The organism is Streptomyces sp. NPDC085931 (assembly GCF_044540565.1).
In the GTDB taxonomy this organism is placed as follows: Bacteria; Actinomycetota; Actinomycetes; order Streptomycetales; family Streptomycetaceae; genus Streptomyces.
The window spans coordinates 455,908-482,548 of the sequence record NZ_JBITSK010000006.1 but is presented as its reverse complement, the minus strand read 5'-3'; the positions used below and the strand labels follow the sequence as shown (position 1 = coordinate 482,548).

24 protein-coding genes are annotated in these 26,641 nt (G+C 74.1%); 11 read left to right on the top strand and 13 right to left on the bottom strand.

Features of this window, described 5'->3' with window-relative positions:
- Positions 1-58: 58 nt before the first annotated feature.
- From ACIGAN_RS15565 to ACIGAN_RS15555, 3 genes are all read right to left on the bottom strand, one after another.
- The gene (locus ACIGAN_RS15565) at positions 59-1,690 is read right to left on the bottom strand and encodes an RICIN domain-containing protein (protein WP_399857837.1); all 1,632 of its coding nucleotides are present in this window, start codon (positions 1,688-1,690) and stop codon (positions 59-61) included.
- A 290-nt stretch (positions 1,691-1,980) separates the two neighbouring features.
- Complete coding sequence (locus ACIGAN_RS15560) at positions 1,981-2,358, bottom strand: toxin Doc (RefSeq protein ID WP_351351073.1); 378 nt, start codon at positions 2,356-2,358, stop codon at positions 1,981-1,983.
- Positions 2,359-2,361: 3 nt separating this feature from the next.
- Positions 2,362-2,607: a hypothetical protein gene (locus ACIGAN_RS15555; protein ID WP_030845137.1), complete on the bottom strand. Its 246-nt coding sequence runs from the start codon at positions 2,605-2,607 to the stop codon at positions 2,362-2,364.
- A 186-nt stretch (positions 2,608-2,793) separates the two neighbouring features.
- On the opposite strand from ACIGAN_RS15555, the gene ACIGAN_RS15550 reads away from it, so the two are divergent.
- Complete coding sequence (locus tag ACIGAN_RS15550; RefSeq protein ID WP_399857834.1) at positions 2,794-3,726, top strand: sigma-70 family RNA polymerase sigma factor; 933 nt, start codon at positions 2,794-2,796, stop codon at positions 3,724-3,726.
- A gap of 73 nt (positions 3,727-3,799) precedes the next feature.
- On the opposite strand, the gene ACIGAN_RS15545 is transcribed toward ACIGAN_RS15550, so the two are convergent.
- Together ACIGAN_RS15545 and ACIGAN_RS15540 are read right to left on the bottom strand one after the other, a co-directional pair.
- The gene (locus tag ACIGAN_RS15545) at positions 3,800-4,591 is read right to left on the bottom strand and encodes an alpha/beta fold hydrolase (RefSeq protein WP_399857831.1); all 792 of its coding nucleotides are present in this window, start codon (positions 4,589-4,591) and stop codon (positions 3,800-3,802) included.
- Positions 4,592-4,667: 76 nt separating this feature from the next.
- Positions 4,668-6,911: a glycoside hydrolase family 9 protein gene (locus ACIGAN_RS15540; protein ID WP_399857829.1), complete on the bottom strand. Its 2,244-nt coding sequence runs from the start codon at positions 6,909-6,911 to the stop codon at positions 4,668-4,670.
- A 650-nt stretch (positions 6,912-7,561) separates the two neighbouring features.
- Between ACIGAN_RS15540 and ACIGAN_RS15535 the strand changes: the two genes are divergently transcribed.
- A complete protein-coding gene (locus tag ACIGAN_RS15535) occupies positions 7,562-9,949 on the top strand; it encodes a SpoIIE family protein phosphatase (protein ID WP_399857826.1) in 2,388 nt (795 codons plus the stop codon).
- A 122-nt stretch (positions 9,950-10,071) separates the two neighbouring features.
- Complete coding sequence (locus tag ACIGAN_RS15530) at positions 10,072-11,301, top strand: SLC13 family permease (RefSeq protein ID WP_399857823.1); 1,230 nt, start codon at positions 10,072-10,074, stop codon at positions 11,299-11,301.
- A gap of 30 nt (positions 11,302-11,331) precedes the next feature.
- Here the strand turns inward: ACIGAN_RS15530 and ACIGAN_RS15525 are convergent, their stop codons facing one another.
- Together ACIGAN_RS15525 and ACIGAN_RS15520 are read right to left on the bottom strand one after the other, a co-directional pair.
- Positions 11,332-13,617, bottom strand: a complete 2,286-nt coding sequence (locus ACIGAN_RS15525) for a ricin-type beta-trefoil lectin domain protein (protein WP_399857821.1) — start codon at positions 13,615-13,617, stop codon at positions 11,332-11,334.
- Positions 13,618-13,855: 238 nt separating this feature from the next.
- Complete coding sequence (locus ACIGAN_RS15520; RefSeq protein ID WP_399857818.1) at positions 13,856-14,824, bottom strand: helix-turn-helix domain-containing protein; 969 nt, start codon at positions 14,822-14,824, stop codon at positions 13,856-13,858.
- 63 nt (positions 14,825-14,887) lie between these two features.
- On the opposite strand from ACIGAN_RS15520, the gene ACIGAN_RS15515 reads away from it, so the two are divergent.
- Complete coding sequence (locus ACIGAN_RS15515; protein WP_399857815.1) at positions 14,888-15,727, top strand: phytanoyl-CoA dioxygenase family protein; 840 nt, start codon at positions 14,888-14,890, stop codon at positions 15,725-15,727.
- A 10-nt stretch (positions 15,728-15,737) separates the two neighbouring features.
- On the opposite strand, the gene ACIGAN_RS15510 is transcribed toward ACIGAN_RS15515, so the two are convergent.
- On the bottom strand, positions 15,738-16,706 hold the full coding sequence (locus tag ACIGAN_RS15510; RefSeq protein ID WP_365743212.1) for an aldo/keto reductase: 969 nt from the start codon (positions 16,704-16,706) through the stop codon (positions 15,738-15,740).
- Positions 16,707-16,911: 205 nt separating this feature from the next.
- On the opposite strand from ACIGAN_RS15510, the gene ACIGAN_RS15505 reads away from it, so the two are divergent.
- Positions 16,912-17,922 (top strand): hypothetical protein, encoded by a 1,011-nt coding sequence (locus ACIGAN_RS15505; protein ID WP_399857813.1) that lies wholly within the window; start codon positions 16,912-16,914, stop codon positions 17,920-17,922.
- Positions 17,923-18,040: 118 nt separating this feature from the next.
- On the opposite strand, the gene ACIGAN_RS15500 is transcribed toward ACIGAN_RS15505, so the two are convergent.
- Positions 18,041-18,499 (bottom strand): nuclear transport factor 2 family protein, encoded by a 459-nt coding sequence (locus tag ACIGAN_RS15500; RefSeq protein WP_399857810.1) that lies wholly within the window; start codon positions 18,497-18,499, stop codon positions 18,041-18,043.
- A gap of 93 nt (positions 18,500-18,592) precedes the next feature.
- Here ACIGAN_RS15500 and ACIGAN_RS15495 point away from each other — a divergent pair, with 93 nt between their 5' ends.
- Positions 18,593-19,144 (top strand): TetR/AcrR family transcriptional regulator, encoded by a 552-nt coding sequence (locus ACIGAN_RS15495; protein WP_399857807.1) that lies wholly within the window; start codon positions 18,593-18,595, stop codon positions 19,142-19,144.
- Positions 19,145-19,166: 22 nt separating this feature from the next.
- Here ACIGAN_RS15495 and ACIGAN_RS15490 read toward each other — a convergent pair whose 3' ends face one another.
- Positions 19,167-19,367, bottom strand: coding sequence for a ferredoxin (locus ACIGAN_RS15490; protein ID WP_365099599.1), 201 nt, complete (start codon positions 19,365-19,367; stop codon positions 19,167-19,169).
- Positions 19,368-19,379: 12 nt separating this feature from the next.
- The gene (locus ACIGAN_RS15485; RefSeq protein ID WP_399857804.1) at positions 19,380-20,576 is read right to left on the bottom strand and encodes a cytochrome P450; all 1,197 of its coding nucleotides are present in this window, start codon (positions 20,574-20,576) and stop codon (positions 19,380-19,382) included.
- Between the two features lie 353 nt (positions 20,577-20,929).
- On the opposite strand from ACIGAN_RS15485, the gene ACIGAN_RS15480 reads away from it, so the two are divergent.
- Both ACIGAN_RS15480 and ACIGAN_RS15475 read left to right on the top strand, forming a co-directional pair.
- Complete coding sequence (locus ACIGAN_RS15480; protein ID WP_365743202.1) at positions 20,930-21,562, top strand: LysE family transporter; 633 nt, start codon at positions 20,930-20,932, stop codon at positions 21,560-21,562.
- 88 nt (positions 21,563-21,650) lie between these two features.
- Positions 21,651-22,100: a nitroreductase family deazaflavin-dependent oxidoreductase gene (locus ACIGAN_RS15475; protein ID WP_399857801.1), complete on the top strand. Its 450-nt coding sequence runs from the start codon at positions 21,651-21,653 to the stop codon at positions 22,098-22,100.
- Between the two features lie 88 nt (positions 22,101-22,188).
- Here ACIGAN_RS15475 and ACIGAN_RS15470 read toward each other — a convergent pair whose 3' ends face one another.
- Positions 22,189-23,112, bottom strand: coding sequence for a cation diffusion facilitator family transporter (locus ACIGAN_RS15470; RefSeq protein ID WP_399857798.1), 924 nt, complete (start codon positions 23,110-23,112; stop codon positions 22,189-22,191).
- A gap of 140 nt (positions 23,113-23,252) precedes the next feature.
- Here ACIGAN_RS15470 and ACIGAN_RS15465 point away from each other — a divergent pair, with 140 nt between their 5' ends.
- Together ACIGAN_RS15465 and ACIGAN_RS15460 are read left to right on the top strand one after the other, a co-directional pair.
- Positions 23,253-24,278 (top strand): glutathione S-transferase family protein, encoded by a 1,026-nt coding sequence (locus ACIGAN_RS15465; protein ID WP_399857796.1) that lies wholly within the window; start codon positions 23,253-23,255, stop codon positions 24,276-24,278.
- A gap of 62 nt (positions 24,279-24,340) precedes the next feature.
- A complete protein-coding gene (locus ACIGAN_RS15460; RefSeq protein ID WP_031108703.1) occupies positions 24,341-24,637 on the top strand; it encodes a DUF4235 domain-containing protein in 297 nt (98 codons plus the stop codon).
- A 113-nt stretch (positions 24,638-24,750) separates the two neighbouring features.
- On the opposite strand, the gene ACIGAN_RS15455 is transcribed toward ACIGAN_RS15460, so the two are convergent.
- Positions 24,751-25,143, bottom strand: coding sequence for a VOC family protein (locus ACIGAN_RS15455; RefSeq protein WP_365099585.1), 393 nt, complete (start codon positions 25,141-25,143; stop codon positions 24,751-24,753).
- Positions 25,144-25,483: 340 nt separating this feature from the next.
- On the opposite strand from ACIGAN_RS15455, the gene ACIGAN_RS15450 reads away from it, so the two are divergent.
- Positions 25,484-26,515 carry a 7-epi-alpha-eudesmol synthase gene (locus tag ACIGAN_RS15450; protein ID WP_399857791.1) on the top strand — a complete coding sequence of 344 codons (1,032 nt, stop codon included), beginning with the start codon at positions 25,484-25,486 and terminating at the stop codon, positions 26,513-26,515.
- Positions 26,516-26,641 lie beyond the last annotated feature (126 nt).

The following is a 26,641-nucleotide window of genomic DNA, read 5'->3' as shown; positions in this document are numbered from 1 at the left end:
ACGACGGGGCCGCGCGGCCCGAGTTCCGCGCGGCCCCGTCCGGCCCGAAGGGCCCGGTTCAGCCGGAGCGGCCGTCCGGGACGGTCACCTGGCGGGCCGCCGGGCTCTCCCGCTCCTCGATCGACAGCGAACCGGACGCCGTCGGCGCGGGCTCGGCCTGCCAGCGCTGGGCGTCGGAGCGGTCGCGGACCTTGACGACGATGTCGGCGTCCGGTTCGTCGTCGGCCGGGGCGAGGGCGAACTGCTCGTCCCAGCGGGGCAGCAGTTCACCGCGGACGGTGAGGTCGTAGCGCACGTCGTCGCCCCGCTCGGCATCCTCGTCGGCGCAGGTGCCGAGGACCACGACGCCGGCGTCCTTGTGCGAATCCAGGCACAGCCCGGGATCCGCGACGCTGCGCAGCGACCCGTCCTTCTCGTACGTCCACTGCTGGGTCCACACCGACGAGCACGGTGCCAGCTTCGTCCCCGCGCCCTCCTTCGGCAGGTCCCGGATGTCGAGACACAGGTCCGCGCCGGTGTTGCGCAGCCGTGTCACGCCCGGCGCGGTGGGCAGCCCGGCCGTGCCGGGCGGTGTCGAGGTGGCGTTGTCGCCTCCGCCGGCGCTGTGGGAACCGGCCGGGTCGGCCTCCCCGCCGTCGTAGGACGCCGTGCCGAGGATGAGCACGGCCGTCAGCACACCGGCCGACACCGCGCCGACGCCCGAGAGCAGTCCCCGGGAGGACCGCAGCGCCTGCGGGATGCGGGTCCCTCCCGTGCCGCGCGCCGGGAGCGGGATCCGGGCGAGCAGCCGGTGGCCGCGCGTGCCGCGCCGCCCGCCGCGCCGGCCCGCGCGGCCGCCCCGGGTGCCGTGCGAGGCCCGGCCCGGACGGGAGTCGAGGTAGCGGCGGGCGCCCCAGCCGAGCACCGCTTCGGCGAGCAGCGGGCCCAGCGGCCCCTCGAAGTGGCTCAGCTGCTCGGCCGCGTCCCGGCAGTAGCGGCACTGGTCCACGTGGTCCTGGACGTCCGGCAGGAAGGCGCCGCCCCGGCGGATGGGGACGTCGAGCAGGCGGTTGTAGAACCGGCAGTCCTGGGTCGGCGCGAGTTCGCGATGGGCCCGTACGACGCCTTCGCGGAATGCGTCACGCGCCTGTTCGAGGGCGGCCGACGCGAGGTCGGTGTCCATGCCCAGCAGTCCGGCCGGGACGGTCATGGCGTCGGCCTCGACCTCGACGTGCCAGAGCACACACCGCGCGGCCGCGGGAAGCGCCTGGAACGCCCGCTCCGCGAGGACACGGTTCTCGGGGGTCATGGACGGGGCCGCGCGCAGCCCGCGTCCTCCGGCCGGTTTCTGCAGCGCGGGCAGAACGGCCGATATGCGATCGTCGCCGGACCACTCCCTGATCGTGTCGCGCACGGTCACCAGAAGGGCCGGGCGCAGCGCGACGGCCGACTCCCCGAAGGCGAGACGGTTGAGGGTCCGGTGGAAGGCGGTCCCGGTGACCATCGCGGCGACCTGCGCCGAGGAGGCCAGGCAGATGACCGCGTAGTCGTGCACCGGCTGATAGTGCCGCGCCATGAGCAGCGCGACGGAATGAGCGGCGACCTCGCCCTCCGGGCTGCCTCTCAACGGGGCGGCGAGGCTCTCGTCGGATTCCCCGCGATCCCCGCCGGGCGGGGGATACGGAGGTCGAGGGGGGTGGGGGGTGGGCACTGAGATGGTTCCTTCCCACGCGCAGGTGGCACACAGAAGTCCTGCCGCCGAAAAAGGGAGCCCGGTTGGCGCGTACCTTTCTGGCGCGGCGCGGGGGGTGCGAATTCACCGACGGCGAATCGGACCCGGTCAACAAATGCCGTGCGACTCTTGGTCATTCCCCCCGCACGTGCGTGCACTCTTGCACAATCCCCACACGGCCAACAAGGCGCACGGAGCACATCCCTGCCATTGACAGAAAGTCAGAACGGGAACGCCTCTTCGCAGGTCGCACCGGTTTTCGACCCCGGTCAGATCTGCCAGGCGCGCAGCCGGTCGGCCGCGCCGTAGACGTCGGTCGTGCCGGACATCAGGTCGCGGGCCAGATCGACGAGGGCGCCGTAGGGCGGGTCGATGCCGACGCCGCTGACGAACATGTAGGCCACGGCCGTCGCACAGGCGAAACGGGCGTTGGCCGAGGGCAGCGGCCGCAGGACGGCGAGGGTGTGCAGCAGCGCGGCCGCCCGCCACGCCGGGTCGGAGTTCACCCCGAGGCGCGGCGGGTCGACACGGTGCCGGGCGACGGCGGCGACCAGCGCGGAGAAGTCGTTGATCGTGGGCTGGTCCGGCAGGACCTCTTCATGGCGCTGGAGCAGCCAGGGCACGTCGATGTGGAGGACGGGTGCCATCGGTCAGGCGGCCCGCCCCTCGCCCTTGGCGGGCGGTTCGTCGTCGGGGAAGGCGGCGGCGAACTCGTCGGCGTGGGTGGCGAAGAACCGCCGGAAGGCCTCCGCGCCCTCCTGCAGCGCGCGGTGGCGGGCTATGTCGGCGGCGGCCGCCTCCCGCACCAGGGCCTTCATGGACGTACCGCGCTCCTTGGCGATCTGCCGCAGGTCCTCAAGTTCGCGGTCGCTGAACTCGACGTTGAGAGCTGGCATGTCCTCACGGTAGCGCCAGGGGTACTGGCCCGTAAATAGCCCCAGGTCACACCGAGTACGCGACGGTACCGCCGAGGCGTCCGGATCGCCCGGGAGCTGAGAGGTGGGTCACATCCGGCGGGGGATGTCACATTCCGGGGCCGTGTCCGGCTCGCAGAGGTGAGCGCGTACACGGGAGGACCACGCATGACCGAGATCTCCGCACCCGGCACCGACGCCCCGCTCGACGAGGCGACCCGGGTCTTCGTCGACCACCGCGAGCTGCTGTTCGGCGTCGTCTACACCATGCTCGGCGCCGTCGCCGACACCGAGGACGTCCTGCAGGAGACCTGGCTGTCCTGGACCGCGCGCGGCGGCGGCGATCCGCTGGCCGGCGTCGGCCATCCGCGCGCCTATCTGGTCCGGGTGGCGGTCAACCACGCGCTGCGCCGCCGCGCGGCGATCAGCCGCCGGCGAGAGACGTACGTCGGCCCGTGGCTGCCCGAGCCGCTGGTCGCCGACGAGGACGCCGGGACCGCCGACGGCCCGGCCCTGCGCGGCGAGGCGGTGTCGCTGGCGATGCTGGTGGTCCTGGAGTCGCTGACGCCGCTGGAGCGTGCGGTGTTCGTGCTGGGCGAGGTGTTCGGCTATCCGCACGCGGAGATCGCCGGGATCATCGGCCGCTCCCCCGCCGCCGTGCGGCAGCTCGCGCACCGGGCCCGGGAGCACGTGCAGGCGCGGCGGCCGCGCTACCGGGCGCATCCGCGGGTGCGGCGGGAGGCGACCGAGCGGTTCGTGCGGGCGGCGCTGGGCGGGGACATCGCCGAGCTGATGGAGGTCCTCGCGCCGGACGTGACCGTCTGGACGGACGCCGGCGGCAAGCGCCGGCGGGCGGGCCTGCGCCCGGTGCACGGCCGGGACAAGGTGACCCGGCTGCTCACGTCGGGCCGGGGCGGCCCCGACCACCCCGTGTGGCGCTACCGGCGCGTCAACGGCGACGACGCGGCCGTGCTGTTCGACGGCGACGCGCCCTTCGCCGTGCTGGTTCTGGACCTCACCCCGGAGGGCGACCGGGTGCACGGCGTCTACGTCGTGGCCAACCCGGACAAGCTGGCCCACCTGTCCCGGGAGGCGGCGTGAGGCGATGTCCCCGTTGCCCGGCTGGAAGAGCCCGCTCGACCGTGCGCGGCCGCGCGGCCCGGGGAGCCGGTCGTCAGGAGCGGGCGCGACAGAACTCCCGGACGGTCCGGTTGAACGCCTCGGGGGCCTCGATGTTGCTGAGGTGCCCGGCGCCGGGCAGCACCACCAGCGTGGCCTCGGGGATCGCCGCGAGGAACGCGCGGGCGACGGGATCCACCGGGGAGCGGCGGTCCAGCTCGCCCCACAGCAGCAGCGTGGGCACCGTGATCCCCGGCAGCAGGTCGCTGAGATCGGCCTCGGCCATGACGGCGAGCTCGGTGCGCAGGCTGCCGGGCCGGGTGGCGGCCGACATCACCGAGAGCAGGCGTACGGCGTCGGCGGGCGGGGCCGCGGCGAACAGAGCGGGCACGGTGGGTGCGAACTCCCCCGGCGGGACGGCGAGCATCCGCTCGGCCCCCTCGACCCTGGCCCGCACCTCCGCCGCCGGCAGCGAGCCCTTCCAGCCTGCGTAGGTGTCGACGAGGAGCAGCGTCCGGACGAGCCCGGGGTGCCGCCGGTACAGCTCCAGCACGACGGTCCCGCCCCAGGACAGGCCGAGGACGTGGGCGGGGCCGAGATCCACGTCCTCGACGACGGCCGCCAGGCAGCGGGCGTAGTCGGCCAGGGCGAAGGAGGGCGGTACGTCGGAGGAGCGCCCGGCGCCCGGTTCGTCCCAGGCGACGACGGTGAACTCGTCGGCCAGGTCCTCCAGTTGCGGGCGGAACAGACGGGCGTCGGTCGTCGCGCCGTGGGCGAGCACGAGAGGCGGGCCCTGGCCCACCCGGTCGTACGCGACCTCGATGCCGTCGACCCGCACCGCGTGCATGGCACCAGGCTACGCGCGGCTGCCGGGGGCGTCCTGTGGTGCGGACGCCCCCGGCAGCCGTGCCCGTGCCGCGGTTCTAGCCCTGGTCCGCCACGAAGGAGGCCATGCGGGTCAGGGCCGCGTTCCAGTTGATCGTGTGCTCGTTGGTCGACCAGGACTGGATGTCGTCGATGTAGCAGAACTGGCCGACGCAGCCCTGCAGCTTGCTCTGCGCGAAGGGGTCCTGGATGCTCGAGTTCGGCCCGCCCGCGAGGGTGCCCTTCGGCGGGTTGGGCTGGTTCGGGTCGAGCTGGCGGGCGTACCAGCGGCTGTGCTGGTTCTGCGCGCTGACCTCGCCGTAGCCGGTGACGTAGGAGATGTTGAGCGCGTTGCGGCCCAGGATGTAGTCCATGCTCTGCAGCGCGCCGTCACGGTACTTCGAGGCGCCGGTGATGTCGTACGCGGTGGCGAGGACGACGGCGTTGTTGAGGATCTGGTGGCTGGAACCCCAGTCGTACTTGTCGCCCTCCGGCGCGTACGGCATGCCGTAGGGGTGTGCCTTCAGGGTGGCCAGGTAGCCGTCGGCGCCCTTGATCACGGACTGGCGCACCTTGTCGCGGCCGGGCAGCCGGCTGGGCACCGTGGCGAGGTCGAGCCGGCCGGCCGCGCCGGTGCGGGCCCAGTCGAAGCCGATGGGCTTGAACAGGTCGGCCGTGTGGACCGGGGACTTCAGCAGGTACTCCTCGAAGCTCCGCTCCCCCGTCGAGAGGTACAGCTCGGCCGCCGCCCAGTAGAAGTCGTCGGTCACGTCGCTGTCGGCGTAGGCGCCGCCGCCGATGCCGTCGCTCTCGGAGGCGTAGCGGTCGGGGTGGGCGAGCGCCGCCGCCCAAGCCTTGCGCGCGGCGGCCAGCGCGCGGCCGGCGAACGCCTTGTCGTGGGGCCGGTACAGGCGGGCCGCCTGCGCGGCCGTGGCGGCCAGGTTCAGGGTCGCGGCCGTGGACGGCGGGTGCAGTTCGCGCTTCTGCGGGTCGTCGTGCGGCATCAGCGGCAGGCCGGTCCACTGTTCGTCGTGGATCTTGTGGTGGGCCATGCCGGCCAGCGGCTGCCCGTCGGGCACCTGCATCTTCAGCAGGAACTCCAGTTCCCAGCGGGCCTCGTCGAGGAGGTCGGGCACCTTGTTGCCGCTCTCGGGGAGGGCGAGGCTGCCGTCGCCGAGCCTGCTCGCGTCGCCGGTGCGGGCGTGCAGGGCGCGTTCGTAGGTGCTGAGCAGCTCCCAGGTGGAGATGCCGCCGTTGACGACGTACTTGCCGTGGTCGCCGGCGTCGTACCAGCCGCCGCTGACGTCGAGCGTGTAGTCGCAGACGCCGGGCTGGCAGGGCACGGCCGTGTCGCCCCGGTTGGGTGCCACGCCGACGTGACCGGCCGGGCGGCCGTAGCCGGGCCGCAGGTCCTCGCGTATCGCGGTGCCGCTGCGCTGGGTGTAGTAGTACTTCGCCGAGTCCAGCCGGAGCCGCTCGTAGGCGCTCGCGTCGATGTCGAAGGGGCGGCTGGTCTCCCCGTCGGCGACGAGCGTGAAGCCCTGGCCCTTCTTGCGGTAGGCGCCGAAGTCGATGGAGTGCACGTTCTGCCCGGAGGAGGCGTCGACACCGCGCGGCACGCTCGTGCCCCGGGCGACGACCGTCCCGGCGGAGTTCTTCAGCTCCCAGGGGAGCTTCGCCGTGGCGTCGGTGACGAGGGTGGCGTTCTTCGGCCCGGCGGGCAGGTAGGCGACCTGGTTGACGCGGACCCGGGGCCCGGTGTCGGGCTCGTACGGCTCGGGGGTCACTCCGCCCAGCAGTGACACGTCGTCCATGCAGAAGCGCCATGGGTCCGCGCTGCCGCCGAGCTGGAAGCCGACCTGGCCCTGGGCGGTGTCGACGGGCGAGGTGAAGGTGTACGCGTAGGTGTCGCCGGAGACGCTGAGCTGCGGCGTCACCTCGTGGTACGTGTCGTACGGCGCCACCGACAGGCCGACGATCGCGCGGACCACGTGCCCGGCGGGGCTGCCGTTCGCGCTGAAGGAGAAGCGGTAGGTCTCCCCCTTGACGAGGGTGATGTCGTTCTGGCCGACGGCGGCGTCCCAGCGGTTGGTCGTGCCGCCGGGGACGTCGGCGCAGAGCCGGCCGTCGGACAGGCTTGCGGTGACGTTGCTGGTCGTCCACCACGGCTCGGTGGTGGTGTCGAAGGTGCCGTTCCTGACCTGCTCGGCCTCCTCGGCACCGGCCGGTGCGGAGGGCAGCGCGGTGAGCGCGGTCGCCAGCAGGGCCGTCAGGGACAGCAGGGCGGTTCTGCGTCGTTTCACGTCTGGGCTCCTCCGGGAGGTGCGGGTCGCGCTCGGCGTGGGAGCGCTCCCAGATGCGGACGCAGGCCATCGTTGTGGCAGAGGTGACGCGCCGTCAACGGTCCGGACGGGACTGGCTTCGCGAGGGCTTCGAGCGGCCTGACCGCACCCTGACACCTGTCAGTGCCGCGGCGCCCCCGGCGCGGCCCACGGTCCGAGGCGCCGGCACGGGGAGAAGTCACCCGCCACGGCACCTGGTCAGGCCGGACACGGAGGGGATCACAGGAGCGTGAGAAGAAGACCGGCGGCGCGCAGGTCCGTTTCCGGGGTCCCGCCTACTCGTACTACGCCCCCGGCCGACGGCAGGATCCACAGCTTCCCGGACCACGAGACGTACGACTCCGACAGCCTCGGCATCTGCTGAGGGCACATCGGCCCGGGCACCTGATCACGGTGTCCGGGTCCCGCCTCCCGGCGATGCCCTCAACCGGGCGCGGGCGAGCGGGATCTGCCGGGGTGTCACGGGGAGCCGGCCAGCGTGCGGGAGGAGGCCCCGGCCGCGCGAGGCCGGGCCGCCCGGGGGTTACCCGTCCACGCCGGGCGTCCACGGACTAGTCTGGAACTCAAGTGACTCCCCTGTTCACTGTGAGTGTCCGTATGGAGTGGCGACGATGAGGCCGGACGAGCCGTTCGACGATGGCGTGGCCGCCCGTGCCGTCATCGCCGCCGACGGCACGCTCACCGAGTGGAACGAGGGCGCCCGCCGCCTGCTCGGGCACACGGCCGACGAGGTCGTGGGCCGCCCGGCCGCGGGGCTGCTGGCCGAGGGGGCGGGCGCGCCGCCCACACCCGTCGACGCCCGCTGGAGCGGCACCCTGCGCCTGCGCCACCGCGACGGCCGCACGGTCTCCGTGTGGGTCCTCGCCCACCGCCGGCCCCCCGACGGCCCGGGCGTCACCGACTGGCTCGCCGTGGCCCCGCCCGAGATGCCGGACCACGACGCCCCGGACGACCCGCTGCTGCGGGCGGCCCTGACGCAGTCGCCCTGCGCCACGATGATCTTCGACGAGCGGCTGCGGCTGCACGGCGTCAACGACGCCATGGCGGACCTCGTCGGGCTCCCGGCCGACCGCCTGCGCGGCCTGCGGCCCACCGACATCGGCAGCCGGCCGCAGAACCGTGAGCTGGAGGAACACCTGCGCCGGGTCCTGCTGACCGGCCGGCGGCAGGACATGCAGACCTACATGAAGGCCACCGGCGAGGACCGGGGCCCGCACGCCTGGCTGGCCCGGATCGCCCCGCTCACCGACGACGCGGGCCGGGTGCGGGGCGTGTGCGTCACCGCCCACGACCTGTCCGACCAGTACCGCTCCCGCGAGCGGCTGCAGCTGGTCAACGAGGCGAGCGTGCGCATCGGCACCACCCTCGACGTCACCCGCACGGCCCAGGAGCTGGCGGACGTGTGCGTCCCGGCCCTCGCGGACTTCGTCAGCGTCGACCTGCTCGATCCGCCCGCGCAGGGCGGTGAGCCGTCCGGGCCGCCGGCCCCGCCGGTGAGCCTGCGCCGGGCCGCCCACCAGTCGGTCAACCCGGGCGGCCCGGAGGCCGTCGCCAAGCCCGGCCAGGTGGACGTCTATCCGGAGGGCTCCCCGCAGGCCGCCTCCCTGATGGCCGGCCACACGGTGGTGGCCTCCGGGTCCTCCGCGGACCTGGAGCGGTGGCTCGCCTGGGACCCGGTCCGCTTCCGGCGGGTCCGCGAATACGGCGTCCACTCCACGATGTCCGTCCCGCTGCAGGCCCGGGGCACCACCCTCGGCGTCGCGGTCTTCACCCGGTTCCGGCGCCCGGAGCCCTACACCGACGACGACGTGCTGCTGGCCGAGGAGGTCACGGCCCGCGCCGCCGTCTGCATCGACAACGCCCGCCGCTACTCCCGCGAGCGCGAGACCACCCTCACCCTCCAGCGCAGCCTGCTGCCCCGCACCCTGCCGCGCACGGCGGCGGTGGAGGCGGCCTCCCGCTACCTGCCCGCCACCCGCTCCGGTGTGGGCGGCGACTGGTTCGACGTGATCCCGCTGTCCGGGATGCGCGTCGCCATGGTCGTCGGGGACGTCGTCGGCCACGGCATCCAGGCCTCGGCCACCATGGGCCGGCTGCGCACGGCCGTCCGCACGCTCGCCGACATCGACCTGGCCCCCGACGAGCTGCTCACCCACCTCGACGACCTGGTCGTCCGGCTCTCCCAGGAGTCCGGCGGCGGTGACGCGGGCGCCGGCGAGGTGGGCGCGACCTGCCTGTACGCGGTCTACGACCCGGTGTCCCGGCGCTGCACCCTCGCCCGGGCCGGGCACCCGCAGCCCCTGCTGGCCCCGCCGGACGGTCCGGCCCGGCAGCTCGACCTGCCCTCGGGGCCGCCGCTGGGGGTCGGAGGGCTGCCGTTCGAGTGCGCCGAGGTGGACCTGCGGGAGGGCAGCGTGCTGGCGTTCCACACGGACGGACTGCTCGCCGGCCGCGAGGAGGACGCCGACGCGGGCCGGCGGATGCTCCGCGAGGCCCTGTCGGCCCCCGCCGACTCCCTCGACGAGACCTGCGACCGCGTGCTGCACGCCCTGCTCCCGCCGGGCGGCTCCGCCGACGACGTGGCCCTGCTCCTCGCCCGCACCCGCGGTCTGCCCTCCTCCCAGGTGGCGACCTGGGACATCCCCGCCGATCCGGCGCTGGTCGCCCCCATCCGCAAGCAGGTCGTCGACCAGCTCGAACGCTGGGGCCTGCTGGAGGCCACGTTCACGGCCGAGCTGGTGGTCAGCGAGCTGGTCACCAACGCCATCCGCTACGGCGCCCCGCCCATCCGGCTCCGGCTGATCCACGACGCGACCACGCTGATCTGCGAGGTCTCCGACACCAACCACACGGCACCGCACCTGCGGCGGGCCAAGACCTGGGACGAGGGCGGGCGCGGCCTGCTCCTGGTCGCGCAGCTGACCCAGCGCTGGGGCAGCAGGCACACCACCGAGGGCAAGACGATCTGGGCGGAGCTGGCGTTGCTCGACAAGGCCTGACCCGGCCTGGCCCACCGGCCGCTCTTTGCGGATTCTTACCTCCACCTGGTTCCCTGGGCGGGCACGATCTGCTCGCGTCCCGGAGGACCCCCCTGCACACCCCGCTCGCCGAAGTCCTGTCCGTGACGCTGCTGGCCGCCGTACTGCTGTGGGCCGTCGCCCGGCCCAAAGGGCTGCCCGAGGCCGTGCTGGCGGTGCCGGCCGCCGCGCTCGCCGTCGCCGTCGGCATCATCACGCCCGGCCACGCCTGGGAGGAGATCCAGCGGCTGGGCCCCGTGGTCGGCTTCCTCGCGGCGGTGCTGGTGCTCGCCCACTTCTGCGACGTCGAGGGGCTCTTCACGGCGTGCGGCGCGTGGATGGCCCGGTGGGCCGCCGGGCGCCCCACCCGGCTGCTCACGGCGGTGTTCGCCCTCGCCTCCGTCATCACGGCCGTGCTGAGCCTGGACGCCACGGTCGTCCTGCTCACCCCGGTGGTGCTCGCCACCGCGACCCGCATGGGCGTGCGGGCCCGACCGCATCTGTACGCCTGCGCGCACCTGTCGAACACCGCCTCGCTGCTGCTGCCGGTATCGAACCTGACCAATCTGCTGGCCTTCACGGCGAGCGGGCTCAGCTTCACCCGGTTCGCGGCCCTGATGGCGCTGCCCTGGCTGGTCGCGATCGCCGCCGAGTACCTGGTGTTCCGGCGCTTCTTCGACGACGAGCTGAGCGCCCCGCTCCCCTCCCCCGACGCCGCCGGGCCGCCCGAGCCGCTGCCGCTGTTCGCGCTCGTCACCGTCGGCTGCACGCTGGCCGGGTTCGTGGTGGCCTCCGCCGTCGGCATCGCACCGGCGTGGGCCGCGCTGGCCGGGGCGCTGGTGCTGGCCGGGCGGGCGCTGCTGCGGAGACGGGCCACCCCGCTGACGGTGGTGCGGTCCGCGGCGCCGGCCTTCCTGGCGTTCGTGCTGGCGCTCGGCGTGGTCGTGCGCGCGGTCGTCGACCACGGGCTGGCCGACGCGCTGCGGCGGGTGCTGCCCGGCGGTACCGGTCTGCTGACCCTGCTGGGCGTGGCCGTCCTGGCCGCCGTGCTGGCGAACCTCATCAACAACCTGCCCGCCGTGCTCGTGCTGCTGCCGCTGACCGCTGCGGCCGGCCCCGGTGCCGTGCTGGCGGTGCTGCTCGGTGTGAACATCGGCCCGAACCTGACCTACGCCGGGTCGCTGGCGACCCTGCTGTGGCGGCGGATCGTGCAGCAGCACGGGCACCGGGTCGGGCTCGGGGAGTTCACCCGGCTCGGCCTGCTCGCGGTGCCGGCCGCGCTGGTACCGGCCGTGGTGGCGCTGTGGCTGTCGCTGCTCGTCCTCGGGGTGTGAGCGACCCGGCCGGCGGCGGCCGCCCGGGGGTTAGCGGCGGCCGTCCCCGTGGCCGCCGTAGCCGTAGCCGTAGCCGTAGCCGCCGTGTCCGTATTCGCCGTATCCGTATTCGCCGTAGCCGTAGCCGGGGTAGCCGTGGCCCGGGGAGCCGTACCGGCTGTCCTCGTCGCAGGAGTGGCCGTAGCGGTGGCAGGGCGGTGCGCCGGAGGCCGTGGGACTGTCCGGGGCCGGCCCGGACGTGGCCGGGGTCGCCGGTGGGGCCGGTGCCGGCGTGGCCGTCCGGGACGGGGCCGGGCGCGCTGCCGGGGTGGGCGTGGGGCGGGCGGACGGCAGCGCGGCGTCCCAGGTGACGGCCTCCATCCGCAGGTCCGCCTTGGCCGTGTCGATCACCCAGCGCTGGACGTCCTGCTCCGCCCGGGTCTTGAGGACCAGGGATCCGGAACCGTCCGTCGCCGCCGGGGCCAGGGCCAGGTCCTGATCCGAGCGGGGCACCAGGGCGCCCTGGAGGGTGAAGTCGTAGCGGACGTTCCGGGTGTCCGGCTGGGCGGCGCCCGCGCAGGGGGCCAGCCGCACGGAGTAGCCGAGGCGCGAGTCCAGGCACAGCTTTGGAGCTGCGCCGCTGCGCAGCAGACCGTCGGTCTCGTACGTCCACTGCTGGGCGGAGGCAGCGGAGCAGGGGGCGAGTTCGGCCTCCGCGCCCTGGACGGCCTTCCCGCCGTCGACACCGACGCACAGGCCGGAGCCGACGTTGTGCAGCCGGCCCCGCAGCGCGCCCTTCTCGGCGTCGCCCGCCCCGGCCCACGACGGGTCGCGGGTGCGCTCGCCCGGACCGGGCCCGGGCGTCTCCCCGGCGCCGCGCCCCGCACCGGGAGGGCCGTCGTCCCCGGGGTTCGCGAGGGACCACAGGACCAGCGGCAGGACGACCAGGCCGCTGACGGTCAGGACGCCCGCGGTGAGGTGGCGCCGGCGGGCCGCGCGGCGGGCGGCCTTGTGGGCGGATCTGCGCGCGGCGGCACGAGATCCGGCGACGCGCGGGCCGGGGGCCGTGCCGACGGGCGCCGCGGCAGCAGGGCCGGGGACCGTACCGGCGGGTGCCGCGGCAGCGGTGCCGGGGGGCGGGCCGCCGCCGGGTGCCGTGGCAGCGGGTGCGTGGGCGGGGTCCGGGCCGGCAGCGCCCCGAACGGCCTCGGCGCCGGTGGCGGCTGCGCGCGCCGAGGCGCTGCCGCTCCGGGGCGCGACGGGGGCGGTGGACGATCCCACCGTGCCGCCTCGGGGCGCGGCCGGGTCCGTGAAGGACTCGCCGATCGCGCCGGCGAGGGCGACCGGGTCGGGGAAGGCCTCCCCGGCGGGACCGACGGGACCGGCCGGACCGGGGGCGACCTCGGGCGTGGGCTCGTACGGGGTCGTGAACAGCCCGGGGGCCGGCGCGGCGGGCGTCCCTGCGGCCGCTGCGCCGGTGGGCGTGCCGCTCTCGGTCCACAGCTGCGTGGTCCCGTTCAGCCGGCCCTCGGCGTACTGCCGCCCGCCCCAGCCGAGCACCGCCTCCGCCAGGGCGGCGCCGAGGCCGTGGTTGAAGTGGTCGAGCTGGTCGGCGGCGGCGCCGCAGTGCCCGCAGTCGCCGATGTGTGCGCGGAGGTCGGGGTCGATGTCGCGACCGCCGCGCCGGTAGGTCACGTCCAGCAGGCGGAGGTAGCGGCGGCACTCCTCGTCCGGGGCGAGTTCGCGGTGGAGCTGGAGGCACTCCTCGCGCAGCCGGTCGCGGGCCCGCTCCAGTTCGACGCGAGCGCCCTCCTCGTCCAGGCCGAGCAACCCGGCGGGGGTGGCCGGCGGTTCCGCCTCGACCTCGACGTGCCACAGCAGACAGCGGGCGGACTGGGGCAGCCGCGGGAAGGCCCCGGACAGCAGACGCCGGTGCGGCGCAGGCAGCAGCCGGGCGGCCGGCCGCACCGCGCCCTCGGTGCGCAGGTCGGGGTGGAGCATGTCGCGTCGGTGGTCACCGGCCCATTCGGCCGCGATGCGCCGTACGGTCACCAGCAGGTGCGGACGCCAGGCGGAGGTCGGGCCGCTCTGGCGCAGGGTCTCCCCGAAGAGCCGGGTGAACGCGGCGGTGGTGAGGATGCCGGCGGTGCGCGGGCCGTCGGTGCACAGCCGGGCGTAGGCGAAGCCCGCCTCCCAGTGCCGGTCCAGCAGTTCGCCGACGGGGTGCAGTGCGGGGGTCGCCCCCGTCCACTTCCGCAGTTCGGCACTCAACTGCTCGTCCGTCGCACCGGACCCGCGGGACGGGGCCGGGGAATTCGACGGGCCTGCGTCATTCACGACTGCATTCCTCTCAAGGACATGCGGAATAAAGTCCAGACCAAGGGGTATGCCGGCACGTCGGCCTCGCGCATACAAGGAATGGCGTGTTGTCCGCACGCCGACACGGCACACCTTTGCACAGGTCAGCGACAGGGAACAAGAGATCCTCCGGTTTCGTGCATTGCGTGCGCGGCCGGCGCCTTTTGACAGAATGTCGAACAGTGAAGGACGCGGGATTCGCGCTCAGTTCGCTCATTCAGCGGCGGGCCCGGTACGCACCGGGCGGTATCCCGTAGCGCTCGCGGAAGACCCGGTTGAAGTGGAAAGGGCTGGCGAAGCCCGAGGCCGCGGCGACGCGTCCCACGGGCAGGTCGGTGTTCTCCAGCAGCTGGGCCGCGTGCCGCAGCCGGGCCTCGCGCAGGGCCCGCATGGGGGACTGGCCGAGCTGCCTGCTGAACAGGTGGGCGAAGCGGGACGGTGACAGGGCGACGTCCTCGGCGAGCGAGCGGACGGTGTGCGGGGCGCCCGGGTCGGCGGCGATCCGTTCCTCGGCCCGGCGGACGCGGGCGTCCGGACCCGGCCGGCTCTCCGGCGGACGGCCGGCGGCGGTGGCGAGGACGACGATCTCCTCCAGGGCGCACAGGGCGAGTTCGCGGGCGGCGCCGCCGTGCGCGACGGCGACCTGCCCGCCGGGGACGACCTGGCCGCCGGGGGCGGCCTGGCCGCCGGGGGCGGCCTGGCCGCCGGAGGCGTCGGGGGCGGGCGGTGCGCCGGTCCCGGTCCAGCGGGCGTCGGCGTGCATCCGCCGGAAGGCTGCCTCGACCCGGCCGTGCAGCGCGGCCGGGACCGACGGGACCATGTACACCCCGTCGCCGGTGCCGTACGGCCGCAGCCAGGCGGTCCAGGCCGGGCGGGCCTGGCAGTGCGCCCACCAGAACCGCCAGTGCCGGGCGCCGGGTTCGACCGTGTAGCCGTGCGGGACCCCCGGTGCGAGCACGACGAGGTCGCCCGGGCCGGCCGAGGTCCGCGTACCGCCCTGCCGCAGCAGTCCCCGTCCCCCGGTGGTCCAGGCGAGGAGCCAACTCGGTGAGCCCTGCGGCCGGTTGACCGCGTAACCGGAGGGCTGGTCGAAGTGGCCGAGCACGACCGGGCCGGGCGGCGGGGCCGGGTCCCCGCCGTCGCCCCGCGCAGCAGTGCCGGGCAATCCGTCAGCACGCACGGGCATCCCCCTCGGCGTCGCGGCGGCCTAGCGTGAGGACCGGGACGGCATCGACCGAGGAGTGCGTTCATGACAGTCACGGGCAACGGCGCCGCCGGCGCTCCCATCCTGGACGACGCCCGGCTCCGGCGGTACCGGGAGGGCTTCGAGGAGGACGGCTTCGCGGTGGTCCGCGGCCTGTTCGGGTCCGCCGAGATCGACCGGCTGTGCGGGGAGTTCGCGGCGCTGCGCGCGGCGGGCCCGGTGCCGGGGCACTTCGAGCCGCACGCCGACGCGCCGGACGCCGATCCGCTGCGGGTCTGGCCGCGCGTGATGCATCCGCACGAGATCAACGACCGCGCGCGTGCGGTGCTGCTCGACGCCCGGCTGCGGACTGTCCTGGAGGCGCTGCTCGGGGAGGAGGTGCTGGCCGCGCAGAGCATGTTCTACTTCAAGCCGCCGGGGGCGCGGGGGCAGGCGCTGCACCAGGACAACTACTACCTGCGGGTCGAGCCGGGCACGTGTGTGGCGGCATGGGTGGCCTGCGATGTCATCGACCGGGCGAACGGCGGTCTCGAGGTCGTGCCGGGCACGCACCGCATGGACCTGTTCTGTCCGGAACTCGCCGACCCGGACGTGTCGTTCGCGCGGGAGTACGTCCCGCCGCCGCCGGGGCCGGCGCCCGTGGCCGTGGACATGCGGCCGGGCGACGTGCTGTTCTTCAACGGCAGCCTGGTGCACGGCTCACGGCCGAACCGCTCGGCCGACCGGTTCCGGCGGTCGTTCATCGGGCATTACGTGGGGCGGTCGGCCGAGCGGATCGGGGCGTTCTACCGGACCCTGTCGATGAACGGGGCGCGGGTGGTGCTGCCGGAGAGCGAGGGCGCGGGTCCCTGCGGCACGGAGTTCGCACCGCAAGGACCCCACTAGTCGCCCGGCCTCAGTGACCGGCGACGGGGTGCGGGGCGTAGGGCCGTTCCAGCTCCTCCAGTTCCTTGCCGTCCAGCTCCAGCTCCACGGCGGCCACCGCGTCCGTGAGGTGCTGCGGCTTGGCGGCGCCGACGATCGGGGCCGTCACCGTGGCCTGGTGGAGGAGCCAGGCCAGGGCGACACGGGCGCGCGGGACGCCGCGGGCCTCGGCGATGCGGGTGACGGCCTCGACGACGGCGCGGTCGCCGTCGTGGTAGAGGGTGCTGCCGAAGGTGTCGGTGGCGCTGCGGCCGGTCGTGGTGTCCCAGTCGCGGGTGAGACGGCCGCGGGCGAGCGGGCTCCACGGCAGCACGCCCACGCCCTGGTCGGCGCAGAGGGGCAGCATCTCGCGCTCCTCCTCGCGGTACATCAGGTTGTAGTGGTTCTGCATGGAGACGAAACGGGTCCAGCCGTTCAGGCGCGCGGTGTACTGCATCTTGGAGAACTGCCAGGCGTACATCGAACTCGCCCCGATGTAGCGGACCTTGCCCGCCTTGACGACGTCGTGGAGCGCCTCCATCGTCTCCTCGACCGGGGTGTGCGGGTCGAAGCGGTGGATCTGGTAGAGGTCGACGTAGTCGGTGCCCAGGCGGGCGAGGCTGTGGTCGAGCTCGGTCAGGATCGCCTTGCGGGACAGCCCGCCGCCGTTCGGCCCGGGGCGCATCCGGTGATACACCTTCGTGGCCAGCACGATCTCGTCGCGGCGGGCGAAGTCGCGCAGGGCCCGGCCGACGATCTCCTCGCTGGTGCCGTCGGAGTAGACGTTGGCGGTGTCGAAGAAGTTGACGCCCGCCTCGATCGCCTGCCGGATCAGCGGCCGGGAGGCCTCCTCGTCGAGGGTCCACTCGTGCGTGCCGCGGTCGGGCAGGCCGTAGGTCATGCACCCCAGACAGATCCGCGAGACGTCCAGGCCCGTCGAACCGAGCTTCACGTACTGCATCGTTGCTGCTCCTGCCTTCGGGAGGGTTTCCAGGGCCACGGTATGCGCTGGTGTGCGCTCGAAGGACGGGCCGTTTGGCGGCCGGGCGGTGGTTGCTGCCCTCAGGTGACCGCTCGGCGTGGGAGCGGCGGGGCGGCCCGCCCGGCGGCGCATCCTCGGCGCAGACGACCGGCGTCCGGCCGGTCGGTCAGGTACGGGAGGACACGTGGCGGCACGACGGAGGACACTCAGGATCCTGACCGGGGCGGCCGCGGTCTGTTCCGCGCTCGTCTCCACCGCGCTCGTCCCCACCGCCTGGAGCCGCCCGGTGCCCCCGCCGGCCGACGTCCGGGCCGAGGCGGCGACGGCGGGGACGGCGGCGGCGACGGCGACGGCGACGGCGACGGCGACGGCCGGGACTGCGACGTCCGAAGAACCGGCGGTCGGGACATCGCCAGCCGGGACATGGGTGGCCGGGGCGCCGGCGGCCGACGGGCCGGCGACGCTGTGCGCGCCCGCCGGGGTGCTGCGGGGCGCGGGCGGCGAGCGGGCCGTGGTCAGTGTGTGCGCGGGCAGCGGCACCCCGGTCATGGCCGTCTCGGCCCCGGCCTCCTGCCGCCGCCCCGGGACGTCGGTCGGGTACGCGTGCCTGACCTCCGGCAGCTGGACGGCGCGGCGCGACGGCGCGACCGTGGCCTCCGGGACCCTGCCCGGTTCCCAGCCGTATCCCGGCCCGGGCACCTACGACATCACCGCCTCCGTGCACGTGCGGTCCACGCCCTCCGGGGTGGACCTGCGCGGCACCGTCCGGGCCTCGCTCACCCTGACCGCGCCGAAGCAGCGGCCCACGCACCGGGTCGAGGTCGACCGGCTCACCCTGCGCCCCGGCACCACGACCACGCTGACCTACCGGGTGTACCGCGACAGCGAACAGGGCGACGGCAGCGCGCGGTTCGGGCTGATCGGCGAGGAGGCGTCCGGGGTGCGGATCAGCACGGCGGACGCCCGGTGCGTCAATCCGCTCGTCGGCCGGGCCCCGTCCCGGGACCGGCTGGGGTACGCGGTGGACTGCGCGCTCACCGACCTGCAGCCGGGGCGTGCGGCCACCGTGCGGGTGAAGGTGCGGCTGTCGTCGGCCTGCTCGACGGTGGTCTCGAAGCTGGGCTACTGGATGCCGCGCGGGCAGGCGCTGTACACCGGCGGCATGGTGGAGGGCCCGACGGTCGGCTGCTCCTGACCTCGGTCGCCGGGGAGCAGGTCCAGCGCCCGCCACCGGGCGAACTCCGGCCGCCCGCCCTCCGTTCCGGGCTCTCCCGGGTACCGCTCTCCGCCGGGGGGCTGCGCAGGGTCAGGCGTCAGCGCAGCGGGAGGGTGTGCCCCCGCTCGCCGTCCGGCCGCGGGCCGCGGATGCGGCGGTCCGTCTCCTCGATCGGCACGTCATCGATGCTCGCCTCGCGGCGGGTCATCAGGCCGTGCTCGTCGAACTCCCAGAGCTCGTTGCCGTAGGAGCGCCACCACTGCCCGTCGGCGTCGCGGGACTCGTACTGGAAGCGGACGGCGATGCGGTTGCCGTCGAAGGCCCACAGGTCCTTGCGCAGGGCGTACTCCCGTTCGCGCGCCCACTTGGCGGTGAGGAAGGCGACGATCTCGGCACGGCCGGTGAGGAAAGTGTCGCGGTTGCGCCAGACGGAGTCCTCCGTGTAGGCGAGGGCGACCCGGTGGGGGTCGCGGGTGTTCCAGGCGTCCTCGGCGGCCTGCACCTTCTGTGCCGCCGTCTCGCGGGTGAAGGGCGGCAGGGGCGGACGGTCGGTCATGGATCCTCCCGGGACGACAGTGGAGAACGTACGTTCTCCATGCGGCTGCTACGGTAGGAGAACGTTGGTTCTCGCGTCAAGGAGTGGTCGCGCATGGACAGTTCCGAGGCCCGGGAACGGGCGCTGGACGCCGCCGAGGAACTCTTCTACGGGCGGGGCGTGCAGGCCGTCGGCATGGACGACGTACGCAGCGCCTCGGGGGTCTCGCTCAAGCGGCTCTACCAGCTCTTCCCCGCGAAGGAGCGACTGGTGGAGGCGTATCTGGAGCGGCGTGACACCCGCTGGCGCGGGCGGCTGGCCGCGTACGTCGAGGGACACGAGGGACCGCGGGAACGGATCCTGGCCGTGTTCGACTGGCTGGGCCGCTGGTTCGGCGAGCCCGGCTTCCGGGGCTGCGCGTGGATCAACGCGTACGGCGAACTGGGGGCCACGTCCGCGCCGGTGGCGCAGCAGGTGCGGGCGCACAAGCGGGCGTTCCGGGAGTACCTGGACTCCCTCGCCGCCGAGGCGGGGCTGCCCGCCGCGGTGGGCGGGCAGCTGTTCCTGCTGGCCGAGGGTGCGATGGTCACGGCCGGCATCACCGGCAGCGCGAAGCCCGCGAGCGAGGCGCGCGAGGCGGCCCGGCTGCTGCTGCGAGCCGGGTGAGCGGGGGCGCGGGGCCCCGGCGTCAGCCCACCGTCTCGGAGACGGTGATGGCGCTCACCGGGCAGGCCCGGGCCGCTTCCCGCAGCAGGGGGTGGTCGCCGCCGTCCTCCCGGCCCGGCAGCAGGGTGCTGTAGCCGTCGTCGTCCTGGGTGAACACGTCCGGGGCGGTCAGGGCGCACTGGCCCGCGCCGATGCAGACGTCCTTGTCGATGTCGATGCGCATGTCCGGAAGCCTCTACCAGGTCACGGGGAGTTCCAGCATCCCCTGGATCGTGTCGCCCGGTTTGAAGGGGATCTCCTCGGCCGGGGCGGCCAGGCGCAGCGTGGGCAGCCGCTCGAAGAGGGTGCGCAGGGCGATCTCCAGCTCGGCGCGGGCGAGGTTCTGGCCGAGGCACTGGTGGATGCCGAAGCCGAAGGCGACGTGGTGCCGGGCCGGGCGGTTCCAGTCGAGCGTGTCCGGCTCCGGGTAGACCGTCTCGTCGCGGTTGATGACCGAGGTCGCGAAGATCACTCCGTCTCCCGCGCGGATCGTCGTCCCGGCCACCTCGATGTCCTCGACCGCCGTGCGCAGCAGGCCGTCCGCGATCGACAGCAGCCGCATCAGCTCCTCGACCGCGGCCGGCACCAGGTCCGGGTCGGCGCGCAGCTCGGCGAGCCGCTGGGGGTGGCGGAGCAGGGTGAACGTGCCGAGGGAGATCATGTTGGCGGTGGTCTCGTGCCCCGCGACCAGCAGGATCAGGGCCAGGGCGATCAGGCCCTCGCGGTCGAGCCCGCCGTCGCGCAGCTGCCGGTGGACCAGGTCGTCCAGCAGGCCCGTGCCGGGGTCCACGCGCTTGCGGTCGATCAGCTCCCCGAAGTAGGTCTCCAGCCGGTCCCGGGCGTCCAGCACGTCGGCGGCGTCCGGACCGCGCAGCAGCCGCCGCGACTGGGCCTCGAAGAAGTCGTGGTCGTCGTACGAGACGCCGAGCAGGGCGCAGATGACCATGGACGGGACCGGCAGCGCGAAGGCGCCGACCAGGTCGGCGGGCGGGCCCTGGGCGATCATCGCGTCGAGCCGCTCGTCGACGATCTGCTGGATGCGGGGCCTGAGTTCGACGGCCCGCTTGAGGGTGAAGTCCCCGACGACCATGCGCCGCTGGGCGCGGTGTTCGGGGTCGTCGACGCCCAGCAGGGCGGTCCGGCGGTTGCGGAACCCGGTGAAGCGCTGGGTGGTCGCGGGGAAGCCGGGCCGGTCGCGGTCGGAGGACAGGCGCGGGTCGGCCAGCAGCGCGCGGGCGGTGGCGTGCCCGCTCACCAGCCAGGCCTCGCGGCCGTCGTAGAGGGTGACGCGGGTCAGGGGGCGCTCGGTGCGCAGCGGCTCGTAGGCGGTGGGCGGGTGGTAGGGGCAGGTCCGGCTCTGGGGGAAGACGACGGGTGCGGTCGTGTCCGTCATGAAGACCTCGCAGACGAAGTGTGCGTCGTGCCGATCTTCATTAGATGCCTCGGGCACCTATGAGGCGAACGCCAAGTTCGGCCATGTCGCGGGTGACGTGCAAGTTGGCCGGGGAATGCCGTCTTCCCGTTCGAACGGGGGGGGCCGGTCGTTCGCTTCGGGCGCGCGGGCGGCGGGGAGTCCGGGCCGGCACGCCGGCGCGGCAGGGAAAACCGGTTGCCGGCGTGGTGGCCCGGGGCGCACGATCCGGCCATGTCTTCCTTCGACGCCTTCCTGCCGCTGTCCGCCGCCGCTCCCGCCGCGCGCCGACAGCAGCGGGCCGGTCGCACCGGAGGGCCGACAGCACCGCGGTCATGACCGCCGCGCTCGTCGCCGGACTGCTCGCCGGCTACGGCATCGCCGTCCCCGTGGGCGCCGTCGGCACCTACCTCGTCTCCCTCACCGCGCGCACGTCGCTGCGCACCGGTGTCTGCGCCGCGCTCGGCGTCGCCGCCGCCGACGGGATCTACGCCCTCGCAGCGACGCTCGGCGGGACGGCCCTGGCCGCCGCGCTGCGGCCGGTGCTCGGGCCGCTGCGGTGGGTCTGCGTGCTGGTGCTGCTCGGGCTCGCGGTCCGGGGCGCGGTCACCGCGCTGCGCGAGTACCGGGGCCACCGGCTCGCCACGCGCGCGGCTCCCGCTCCCCCGAGCCCGGCCCGGGCGTTCTGGGAACTGCTCGGCATCACCCTGCTCAACCCCACGACGGTGATCTACTTCGCCGCTCTCGTCCTCGGCTCACAGGCCTCCGGCCCGGCCGGACCGTGGGAGCAGGCCGTGTTCGTGCAGGCCGCCTTCGCGGCCTCCGCGAGCTGGCAGGTGCTGCTCGCCGGGAGCGGTGCGCTGCTGGGCCGGGCGCTGACGGGGCAACGGGGCCGGCTGGTGACGGCGCTGGTCGCGAGCGGGGTGATGACGGCCCTGGCCGTGCGGACGGCCGTGGCGCCGGGGTGAGGGACCCGGCCGGGCCGGATGATTCCCGGGTGCGCCCGTGTTGTGCGTACCGGCAGTCAGCTCTGGACACGACGATGGGACGGATGCCATGCCTCTCGAGGGCGAATACGAACCGAGCCCGACCGGATGGGTGCGCAGGCAGGTGGAGCTGTACGAGAGCTCCGGCGGTACGCAGGGGACGACGCTGCAGGGCACGACGCTGCCGGTGGTCGTGCTGACGACCCGGGGCGCCCGGAGCGGGAAGCTGCGCAAGACACCGGTGATGCGGGTGGAGCACGAGGGGCGGTACGCCGCGGTGGCGTCCCTCGGCGGCGCCCCCAAGCACCCCGTCTGGTACTTCAACCTCAAGGCCCACCCCCGTGCCGAACTCCAGGACGGCCCCGTCAAGCAGGACATGACGGCCCGTGAGGTGACGGGCAAGGAGAAGGCGCTGTGGTGGGAGCGCGCCGTCGCGGCGTATCCGGCGTACGCCGACTACCAGCGGAAGACGGACCGGGAGATCCCGGTGTTCGTCCTGGAGCCGGTGCGGGAGGACTGAGACCCGGGCCGGCCGTCCTGTTCGTGCGGCCCGGGAGGAAAGTTCCCGCCCGGGGCGCATGAAGCGCCGCCGGGCGGGCACGCGTGGGTCAGGCCCCGCCGCGCTCCCCCGTCGCGGCGGGGCTTTCCGCTGCCTCGCGCCCCAGACGGCGGTCCGTGACGTCGAGGAAGATCTGGTCGGCCTCGGGCACCGTGCTGGCGATGGAGCGCTTGATACGGACGGCGACCTCCTCCACGCGCTCGCTGTCCAGCCCCGGCACCAGGTCGACGCGGGCCGCCACCAGGGTCGAGTCCAGGCCCGTCTTCATCGTGAACAGCGCCTCCACGCTGTCTATCTCCGGCTGCGCCCGCAGCAGCTCCCGGATCCGCCCGCTCGCCTCCGGGTCGGCGGCCTCGCCGATCAGCTGGTCGCGGGCCTCCCGGCCCAGCCGGAAGGCGACGTAGACCAGCAGCGCGCCGATCGCGAGCGACGCGCCCGCCTCCCACACCACCTGCCCGGTGGCCATGTGCAGCGCCATGCCCACGATCGCCAGCGTGACGCCGAGCACCGCGGTGCCGTCCTCCGCGACGACCGTCCGCAGGGCCGGGTCCCGCATCCCGTCGCGCGCGCCGCCCTGCCGCCGCACCTGGTACAGCGCGCGCAGCAGTGAACCGCCCTCCGCGAGGAGGGCGATGCCGAGCACGATCAGGCCGGCGACATAGCCCCCGAGATCCTGCTCCGCGTCGCTCGTCAGGGCCTCGATGCCCTGGAAGAACGAGAAGCAGCCGCCCATCACGAAGATCCCGACGGCCGCGAGGAGCGACCAGAAGAACCGCTCCTTGCCGTAGCCGAAGGGATGCCGCCGGTCGGCGGGGCGGCGGCTGCGGCGCAGGGCCGCGAGCAGGAACACCTCGTTCAGGCTGTCGGCCACCGAATGGGCCGCCTCCGACAGCAGGGCGGGTGATCCCGCGGCGAGGCCGCCGACGGCCTTGGCGGCCGCGATCACCAGGTTGGCAGCGAGCGCCACCAGCACGGTGACGCGTGTCCTCCGATCAGATGCTTCTTCAGTCACCTCCGCCGATTGCCCCGGTCGGCGGTGCTCACACCGTGCCGTCCGCGGAAAACGGGGAACGCGTTCACCAGGGAACACGTACGGCGAAGGAGGTCACCCCCATGAGCCGCGACGACGGCGACGACGGCAACAGCGCCTACGGCAGGAGGACGTTCAAACGCTCCAAGGCGCATTTCGCGGACCGGGTCACGGCGGACGGCCGGGACGGCTGGCCGGTGGAGGCCGGCCGCTACCGCCTGGTCGTCAGCCGGGCCTGCCCGTGGGCGAGCCGCTCGCTGGTCTCCCGGCGGCTGCTCGGCCTGGAGGACGCGCTGTCGCTGGCCGTCGCCGATCCGATCCAGGACGACCGCAGCTGGCGCTTCACGCTGGACGAGGACGGACGCGACCCGGTTCTCGGCATCCGCTGTCTGAGTGAGGCCTACGACCGCCGGGAGACGGACCATCCGGGCGGCGTGAGCGTGCCGGCGCTCGTGGACGTCCCCAGCGGAAAGCTCGTCACCAACGACTACCAGCAACTCACCCTCGACCTCGCGACCGAGTGGACGGCCCTGCACCGGCCGGGGGCACCCGACCTGTACCCGCAGCGGCTGCGCGACGAGATCGACGAGGTGATGGCGGACGTCTACGAGGACGTCAACAACGGCGTGTACCGGGCCGGGTTCGCCACCGGGCAGGAGGAGTACGAGGCCGCCTGCGCGGGTGTGTTCCGGCGGCTGGAGCTGCTCGCGGCCCGGCTGGAGCGGCAGCGGTACCTCGTCTGCGACACGATCACCGAGGCGGACATCCGGCTGTTCACCACGCTGGTCCGTTTCGACGCGGTCTATCACGGTCACTTCAAGTGCAACCGCTGGAAGCTGACGGAGAACCGGGTGCTGTGGGGATATGCGCGCGACCTCTACCAGACGCCCGGGTTCGGCGACACCGTCGACTTCGACCACATCAAGCGGCACTACTACCAGGTGCACTCGGGCATCAACCCGACCCGTGTGGTGCCGCTGGGGCCGGACCTGTCCGGCTGGCTGGCCCCGCACCACCGCGAGGAGCTGGGCGGCCGGCCCTTCGGCGACGGCACCCCGCCCGGGCCGGTCCGCCCCGAGGAGCGGATCCCCGCGGCGCACACCCCCTGACCACGTTCGGCCCACACCCGACTCTTCCGTCATCTCGTAACCAAGTCATCAAGGAGATCCCCGTGGCAAAGAAGAAGAAGATGTCCCTCGCCTACCAGCCGCTCGGGTTCGTGCTCGGCTGGTCGGGCGGCTGGCTGGCCGGACTCGCCTTCCGCAAGACGTGGATGGCGATCCGGCACGAGGAGGACGCGCCCGACGCGCTGGACAAGGACCGCGGCTGGGGCGAGGTCCTGCTGGCCGCCGCGATCCAGGGCGCCATCTTCGCCGTGGTGCGCAGCGCCGTGGACCGCGCGGGCGCCAAGGCGATCGAGCGGTCGACCGGTACGTGGCCGGTCGGCGAGAAGGGCGGCCGCGACTGACGCGGCCGTCGCCGTCGCGGAACGGCCCCGCCCGGACCTGCCGGGCGGGGCCGTTCCGCGTGCCGGTCTCGTGCCGGCGGGTTCGCGTGCGCGCCCCGGACGGTGCCGCAGGGTCAGCCCTGCTTGGGTGCCGTCGGGGCGGTGCGGCGCACGGTGAAGGAGTGGCCGGCCGGGTCGGCGTAGCCGCGCTCCTCCAGAGGGCCCGAGGCGTCCTTGGCCTCCAGGGGGCGGCCACCGAGACTGACGATGCGGCGCTCGACGGCGTCGAGGTCGTCCACCACGAATTCCAGGTGGGCCTGGAGGGAGTTCTCCGGGCGCGGCCAGCTGGGCGGGGTGGCGTTGACGTCCCGGCGCAGTGCGATCCGGAAACCGTCGGAGGTCGTGATCTCCACCCGGTTGGCGGTCGCGTCCGACTCCTCCCCGTCCAGCAGTTCCTTGTAGAACACGGCGAGTTTCTCGGGCTCGGCGCAGTCGAGCACGAGGACCCCCGCTTTCACCAGTGCCATGTCTCCTCCGCAGGATTCCGGCCGCGGGGCGGTCGTGCCTCGCGACCCCGTACCTTGCGGATATCCCGGACCGGCCGATTCAGTCGGCGTTCAACCACCGTGCGTCGCATGAGAGTTCACGGACGAGGGACGAAGGAGTGTACGCAGCTCAAGCGCCCTGCGCCGTAACGGAGATCACTGCGAGGCCGCGGAATGGCCGGTTCCCGCCCGGGGCAGCCTGGTACCGCTTCTCGGTTCAACTTTCGTACCGCGAAGCCCAGTTCGAGTGTGCGGACGGCGCGTGACACCGTCCGCTCGCAGGGGTCGGGGGGCTCTGCGGTCCGTCCCCGAAAGGAAGCGCATGCCTCAGGACGTCTGGTTCGACCTCCCCTTCGACACCCCCGTGAGCGAGCACCTGGAGTACGCCCGGGTCCGTCATCTGCGCTGGGTGAGGGAGATGGGCCTGGTGCGCAGCCGGGAGGGGTTCGAGGAGTACCGGTCCTGGGACCTGCCCCAGGCGGCCGCCCGCACCTATCCGTACGCGTCGGCGGACGACCTGGTCGTCCTGATGAACTGGTTCTCGCTGGCCTTCCTCTTCGACGACCAGTTCGACACCGGCCGGCCGGACCGGGCCGACCGCATAGCGGAGGTCGCGCGGGAACTCGTCGTCACCCCCTTGCGGCCGGCCGGCGGTCCGCCCCGGGTGGTGTGTGCGATCACCCTCGCCTGGGCGGAGGTGTGGACGCATCTCTCGCGTGGCATGTCCCTGACCTGGCAGACCCGGTTCGCCGCCTCCTGGGGGCGCTTCCTGGTCGCCCACTGCGAGGAGGTCGACCTGGCCGCCCGGGGGCTGGAGGGCACGCTGGGGCTCGACGCGTACACCGCGTTCCGGCGCCGTACGGTCGGGATCCACCACAGCATCGACGCGGGTGAGCGCAGCCGCGGGTTCGAGGTGCCCGCACAGGCGATGGCGCACCCGGTGATGGAGCGGATGCGCGATCTGGCCGCGGACACCATCGGCTTCATGAACGACATCCACTCCTTCGAGCGGGAGGAACGCCGCGGCGACGGCCACAACCTCATCGCCGTGCTCCGCCGGGAACGGAGCTGCTCCTGGCGGCAGGCGGCCGACGAGGCCTACCGGATGACGACCGGCCGCCTGGAGGAGTACCTCGAACTGCAGGCGCGCGTCCCGCGGATGTGCGACGAGCTCCGGCTCGACGAGGCGGAGCGCGACCGGGTGCGGCTGGGTGTGGAGGCCATCCAGCACTGGATCGGCGGCAACTACGAATGGGCGCTGACCACCGGCCGCTACGCGGCGGCGAAGGAGGGCCCGGTGGCCACCGCCGAGCTGGCCGGCCGGGGCTCGGTGGACGACCTGCTGACCGTCTGATCCGGCGGTGGGCCGGGCCCGCCCCGCCCGGGCCCCGCCGCGCCCGGGCAGCAGCGGGCAACGACCCCCCCCCCGTACGACCCCCCCCCCCCCCAGGACGCGGGCGAGCTGGGCGACGGTTGAGTA

What these genes read in the sequence shown, in the direction of transcription:
- ACIGAN_RS15535 (WP_399857826.1), top strand. Translation starts at nt 7,562, where the DNA reads ATGAGGCCGGACGAGCCGTTCGACGATGGCGTGGCCGCCCGTGCCGTC.
- ACIGAN_RS15455 (WP_365099585.1), bottom strand. Translation starts at nt 25,143, where the DNA reads ATGGCACTGGTGAAAGCGGGGGTCCTCGTGCTCGACTGCGCCGAGCCC.
- ACIGAN_RS15485 (WP_399857804.1), bottom strand. Translation starts at nt 20,576, where the DNA reads ATGACGGACACGACCGCACCCGTCGTCTTCCCCCAGAGCCGGACCTGC.
- ACIGAN_RS15550 (WP_399857834.1), top strand. Translation starts at nt 2,794, where the DNA reads ATGACCGAGATCTCCGCACCCGGCACCGACGCCCCGCTCGACGAGGCG.
- ACIGAN_RS15490 (WP_365099599.1), bottom strand. Translation starts at nt 19,367, where the DNA reads ATGCGCATCGACATCGACAAGGACGTCTGCATCGGCGCGGGCCAGTGC.
- ACIGAN_RS15515 (WP_399857815.1), top strand. Translation starts at nt 14,888, where the DNA reads ATGACAGTCACGGGCAACGGCGCCGCCGGCGCTCCCATCCTGGACGAC.
- ACIGAN_RS15480 (WP_365743202.1), top strand. Translation starts at nt 20,930, where the DNA reads ATGACCGCCGCGCTCGTCGCCGGACTGCTCGCCGGCTACGGCATCGCC.
- ACIGAN_RS15465 (WP_399857796.1), top strand. Translation starts at nt 23,253, where the DNA reads ATGAGCCGCGACGACGGCGACGACGGCAACAGCGCCTACGGCAGGAGG.
- ACIGAN_RS15555 (WP_030845137.1), bottom strand. Translation starts at nt 2,607, where the DNA reads ATGCCAGCTCTCAACGTCGAGTTCAGCGACCGCGAACTTGAGGACCTG.
- ACIGAN_RS15560 (WP_351351073.1), bottom strand. Translation starts at nt 2,358, where the DNA reads ATGGCACCCGTCCTCCACATCGACGTGCCCTGGCTGCTCCAGCGCCAT.
- ACIGAN_RS15450 (WP_399857791.1), top strand. Translation starts at nt 25,484, where the DNA reads ATGCCTCAGGACGTCTGGTTCGACCTCCCCTTCGACACCCCCGTGAGC.
- ACIGAN_RS15510 (WP_365743212.1), bottom strand. Translation starts at nt 16,706, where the DNA reads ATGCAGTACGTGAAGCTCGGTTCGACGGGCCTGGACGTCTCGCGGATC.
- ACIGAN_RS15475 (WP_399857801.1), top strand. Translation starts at nt 21,651, where the DNA reads ATGCCTCTCGAGGGCGAATACGAACCGAGCCCGACCGGATGGGTGCGC.
- ACIGAN_RS15500 (WP_399857810.1), bottom strand. Translation starts at nt 18,499, where the DNA reads ATGACCGACCGTCCGCCCCTGCCGCCCTTCACCCGCGAGACGGCGGCA.
- ACIGAN_RS15545 (WP_399857831.1), bottom strand. Translation starts at nt 4,591, where the DNA reads ATGCACGCGGTGCGGGTCGACGGCATCGAGGTCGCGTACGACCGGGTG.
- ACIGAN_RS15495 (WP_399857807.1), top strand. Translation starts at nt 18,593, where the DNA reads ATGGACAGTTCCGAGGCCCGGGAACGGGCGCTGGACGCCGCCGAGGAA.
- ACIGAN_RS15520 (WP_399857818.1), bottom strand. Translation starts at nt 14,824, where the DNA reads ATGCCCGTGCGTGCTGACGGATTGCCCGGCACTGCTGCGCGGGGCGAC.